Raw genomic sequence first — 4268 nt, 5'->3', positions numbered from 1 at the left:
CCACGGAATCAACCTCACACCGAAGATCAAACCAGCGCGTTAATAATCTGCGAGCCCTAATCCGTGGACGATCAGTCGAACTCGTGGCCCTGTACGCCTGCGAGGAATGCGGCCCATTCGGTGGCTGTGAAGCGCAGGACGGGCTGATCCCGAAACCGGAAAGCCCCCTGAAGATCACATACTGACAGTGCGGCGGGCCGCGGTATGACCCTGCGCCGGCTCTCGGACAGCCGGCCCGGGGCCACGCTCACATCCATTGGCCGAAGGGCACGGAAGTAGCGCTTCAGCATGGCCGGGCGGGTCGACAGCGACGGCTGACCCCCGAGCAGATCGGACCGCCGGGACCGACGCTCCTGGCAGGACCGCTTTCGTCACGGCCGAAGACAGGAAGGCAGAGGGGGGCGGACCAGGCATGAGCAGACCGGCCCCGCCGATCCCAGCGTGGCCGAGGAGAGGCATCTCATCGTTGACCGCGACGCCCTGTCCGACTATCCACAGGGAAACAGCGTTGCCCCGGTTTCATGGAGGTGTCGGGTGCGGCGGTTCGGTACGGCTGGCGAGGCGACGAGTTTGAAGGCGGGAGCGAAGCTCGCCGCCGCGTTGGGTAGCGGGCAACGCCCGCCCACATGGCCCACATCGCCAGACTGGTGTCACGAAGGCGAACGCCTCTTTGAGGCCGCGTCCTGTCGTGTGTGGGCCCGTCCACCATCGGAGGAGRCAGTGGAGGGCGACCCTTTCGCGCCCTGGTCGGGGTCGCTGATCGACGGCTGGATCTCCCAGGGCTCCGGCCGGCTGTACGTGACCCAGTTTCGATGCGACGTGAACGTGAACGGAACGTGGTACGCCTTCCCGTACAGGTGGGGTGTCACCCCGCACGTCCGGTTCCCCTATCTGGATGTTCATCCACGCTACGGATCTCCCCTACGCCTCAAGCTTGACCGCCCGCATCGGCTGAAAGTGCTGATCGACTATCTGTCCGCCGACAGCACACACGCCTGACCTCCCCGGGCAGACGTTCAGGGCTGCTCGCCATCGGGTGGGATCACCTCCAATACCGTCACGGTGGGGCTGGATGTCCGCTGTGACGCGTGGCAGTGTTGAGTGACAGCACAGCTACGGAGGTGCGGATGCGGCTACGGATGGGAGCGGCGGYGTTCCTGTTCGTGGCCGGGGTGCCGCTGTGCTGCGGTCTGCTGGCCGGGTGGCCGTGGTCGGCCGTCGCGGGCCTGTCCGGCGGCGGGGCGGCAGCAGCCCGGGCGGGGGCCGCTGTCGCGGGCTGGACATTCTGGCTGYTGCTTCTCGTGGCTGTGGGCCTGGAACTCGCGGTTGGCGACCGGCTGACCATGCCGGTGCTGGGCCCGGTGCAGACGTTGGCCGCCGGGCTGATCGGCGGGCTTGCCCGTCCCACCACGCTGAGCGTCTTCACCGTCGCTGTGCGGCCATCAGCTCTGGCCGCCCTACGGGATCCGCCTCAGGGGGCTGCCGCCCGTCACCGCGTGGCCCATCCTCACCGCCGCCCGGCCGGTCACCGTGACCCGGTAGGCGTGGGCGAGTCCACGGCACCGGGGGGACCCCCCGCCGACCCGCCGCCGTTCCTACCGGGCCGCCGGCCCGTGGACCGCTCCCGGGCAGCCTCGACCCTGACCCGCCCGGCGCGTTACCCCCCGGCACCCCTGAACGCGGCCCCTTTCCCCGAGCGCCCGGTCGGTGTCGCCCCGTCCGCCGTGATGTTCCGTTCGCACGCCCCGGTGGTTGGGGTGGACGCTGCCCTGGCACGGCCGGGCGCGGCAGCGCCGGTCACCATCGGCGTGGACCGGCAGGACCGGGACATCCATGCCGACTTGTCACAGGTGGGATTCGCAGGGCTGACGGGGCCGGGTGCGCAAGGTGCCGCCCGCGCGCTGCTCACAGCCGCGCTCACCACACGCCTGGACAGCGGCGCCCCCGCCTACCGGGTGATCACCACGGACAGCGACCTCGACACGTTCGGGCTGGGAGACCTCGGCCCGGTACCGGAACTGATCGTCACGGCGACGCTGGCCACGGCCATGCGACACCTGTCCGCCGAGGTTCTGCACCGTGCCTGGCTCGCCACCTCCGTCGAGGACAGGGCAGTGCCGCCCCGGACAGTGGAGGAGCTACGCGCCGCGCTGCCAGAAGAGCAGCTTCCCGCCCTGCTCCTGATCACCACCGACCCGGCCGCAGGGGGGCCGGCGTTGGCGGCGTTGCTGTCGCACGGCACGGCCTACGGGCTGGGCGCGGTCCTGGTCGCACCGCAGGGCCGTCCCGGCATGGTCGACGTGGCCGCGGACGGCGCTGTCCTCACCGCCGGCACGCTGCACCGTCTCAACGTCCTGACCCCCGAGGCGACGGTCGCGCTCCTGCGTCCCCGCCCCGCCGTGCCCACCRCCGGCCCTCACCCGGGCGACGGCGGTCCCAGCGAGGCCACCTACCCGCTGCGCGACTACACCCCGGCCCCACCTCCCGTCCTCACCCCGCCGCCGCCGCAGGCACCACCGCCCCCGCCCGCCCTGGGGGAGCAGCCGGCGCGGGCCGACCCGCGGCTGGCCCGACCCGTGCACCTTCAGCTGTTCGGACCGCCGCAGCTTCTCCTCCGCGGCAGCCCCCTGACGCAAGGGCTACGGGCCCGGGCCGTGGAACTGATGGCGTACCTGGCTGTGCACCCCGACGGCGCCCGCACCGGAACCCTCATAGGAGAACTCCTCCCGGACGCCGACAACGAGACCCGCGCGAAGAACCTGATCTACACGGCCATCGGCTCCCTGCGAGACCTGCTACGAACCGCCACAGATCAGGACAGGACCTGGTTCATTCTCCGCACCGGGCACGGCTACCGGCTCGACGACGCTCTCATCGACGTCGACCTGTGGCAGGTCCGCGCCGCTCTGGCGGCTGCCACCAAAGCCCCCGACCGGGCCCGCCGCCGTACGGCCATCACCACGGCCCTCGCCACCGCCGGCGGCCGGCGCCTTTTCGACCAGGTCACCTGGGAATGGGCCGACACCCACATCCTGACCGTCCAYCACCAGCTCCTGGACGCCTCCCGCCGGCTCGCCGCGGATCTGGCCGAAGACGACGACACCGAGCAGGCGCTCGCGGTCCTGCACGACGCGCTGGCGATCGACCCCCACGCCGAGGACCTCTACCAGCAGCTGTTCCGGATCCACGCACGCCACGGCGACCAGCCCGCCCTCCACCGCGCCTACGACCTGCTCCGCGCACGCCTCGACGACATCGCCGCCCGACCGAGCCGAGCCACCGTCGACCTCTACACCCGTCTCACCGGCCGACCCGGCCCACATGCCCCGCGCCCATAGCCCGCAACCCATCATCCGTAGAGCCAGTCACCTCGGACGACACTGGCAGGGATTCCCCGACGGTGGAGGAGGGGTGCCACGGCAGCTTCGCTGACCCGGTGACACACAGCGCGCACCCGGTACGAACGGATGTTCGGAAGCGGTCAGACGTCGGCGGGTGGGAGTGCTCGTCGCTGCTGGGCGACGACCTCGCCAAGGTCCCGGACGGCCGGCAGCTCCGACCAGCGGCCGTTCATCTGATGCCACACCTCTCCGGCCCGTTGGATCGTGCCGCGGGTCGGTGTGTTACCCAGAACGGCAAGGGCCTGCCCCGCGGCCGTGGCGGCCTGCTCCGGGTCGGGATGGTCCCGGTTGRGGAGGGTCAGCGCGAGAGCCGTGTAGTTCCCACTGACCTGCACATAGTGGCGCGGCCCGTTAGCGAGCTCCAGATCCAGGCCGGTCCGTGCGTGGCTCTCGGCCTTCTCGCCCTCCCCGAGATGCGAGAAGGTGACCGCGAGGAAGGCATGAACGAACGCCTGATCGCCGGGATTCGGCCCCGGCATGACTCCCCCGCTCCAGACATGATCCTGCATGTCAGCGAGCGCGGCACGGGCATCGTCCGGTCGTCCCGAAAGCGCCGCGGCGCGGGCCTCGCAGCCAGYGAGGATCGGCCGGGTGTAGGCATGGGCGTTCTGTCGGGCCTGGTAGGCGATGTCAGCGGCCGTGCCGTAGGCGCCGGTGAAATAGGCGACCGTGGATCGCATCGCCGCGGCTGAACCCGCGAGCAGGTGATCATCGATGTCGGTGGCGTGCTGGTCCGCCAGGGCCAGGAACTCGCGGGCCGCGTCGTCGTCACCGGTGTCGAAGCCGAGGGTGCCGAGGTAGAACGCCTGCCAGCCCGCGATCCACGTCAGCCGGCGGCGAGTCTTCGGGGACACCCGCGTGTCGAGG

Annotated in this window: 2 protein-coding genes and 1 pseudogene; 2 read left to right on the top strand and 1 reads right to left on the bottom strand. The window is 70.9% G+C overall.

Going from position 1 to position 4268, the window contains the following annotated elements:
* Positions 1-720: 720 nt before the first annotated feature.
* Both KBI5_RS23250 and KBI5_RS23245 read left to right on the top strand, forming a co-directional pair.
* Entirely contained in the window at positions 721-999 is a 279-nt protein-coding gene (locus KBI5_RS23250) for a hypothetical protein (RefSeq protein ID WP_085016472.1), read from the top strand.
* Between the two features lie 98 nt (positions 1000-1097).
* Positions 1098-3338: a BTAD domain-containing protein gene (locus tag KBI5_RS23245; RefSeq protein WP_133057139.1), complete on the top strand. Its 2241-nt coding sequence runs from the start codon at positions 1098-1100 to the stop codon at positions 3336-3338.
* Positions 3339-3481: 143 nt separating this feature from the next.
* On the opposite strand, the pseudogene KBI5_RS23240 reads toward KBI5_RS23245, so the two are convergent.
* Positions 3482-4268, bottom strand: a pseudogene (locus tag KBI5_RS23240) (XRE family transcriptional regulator); the annotation flags it as partial.

Source organism: Frankia sp. KB5 (assembly GCF_002099325.1).
Taxonomy (GTDB): domain Bacteria; phylum Actinomycetota; class Actinomycetes; order Frankiales; family Frankiaceae; genus Frankia; species Frankia casuarinae.
This window is presented reverse-complemented; position numbering and strand designations above follow the sequence as displayed.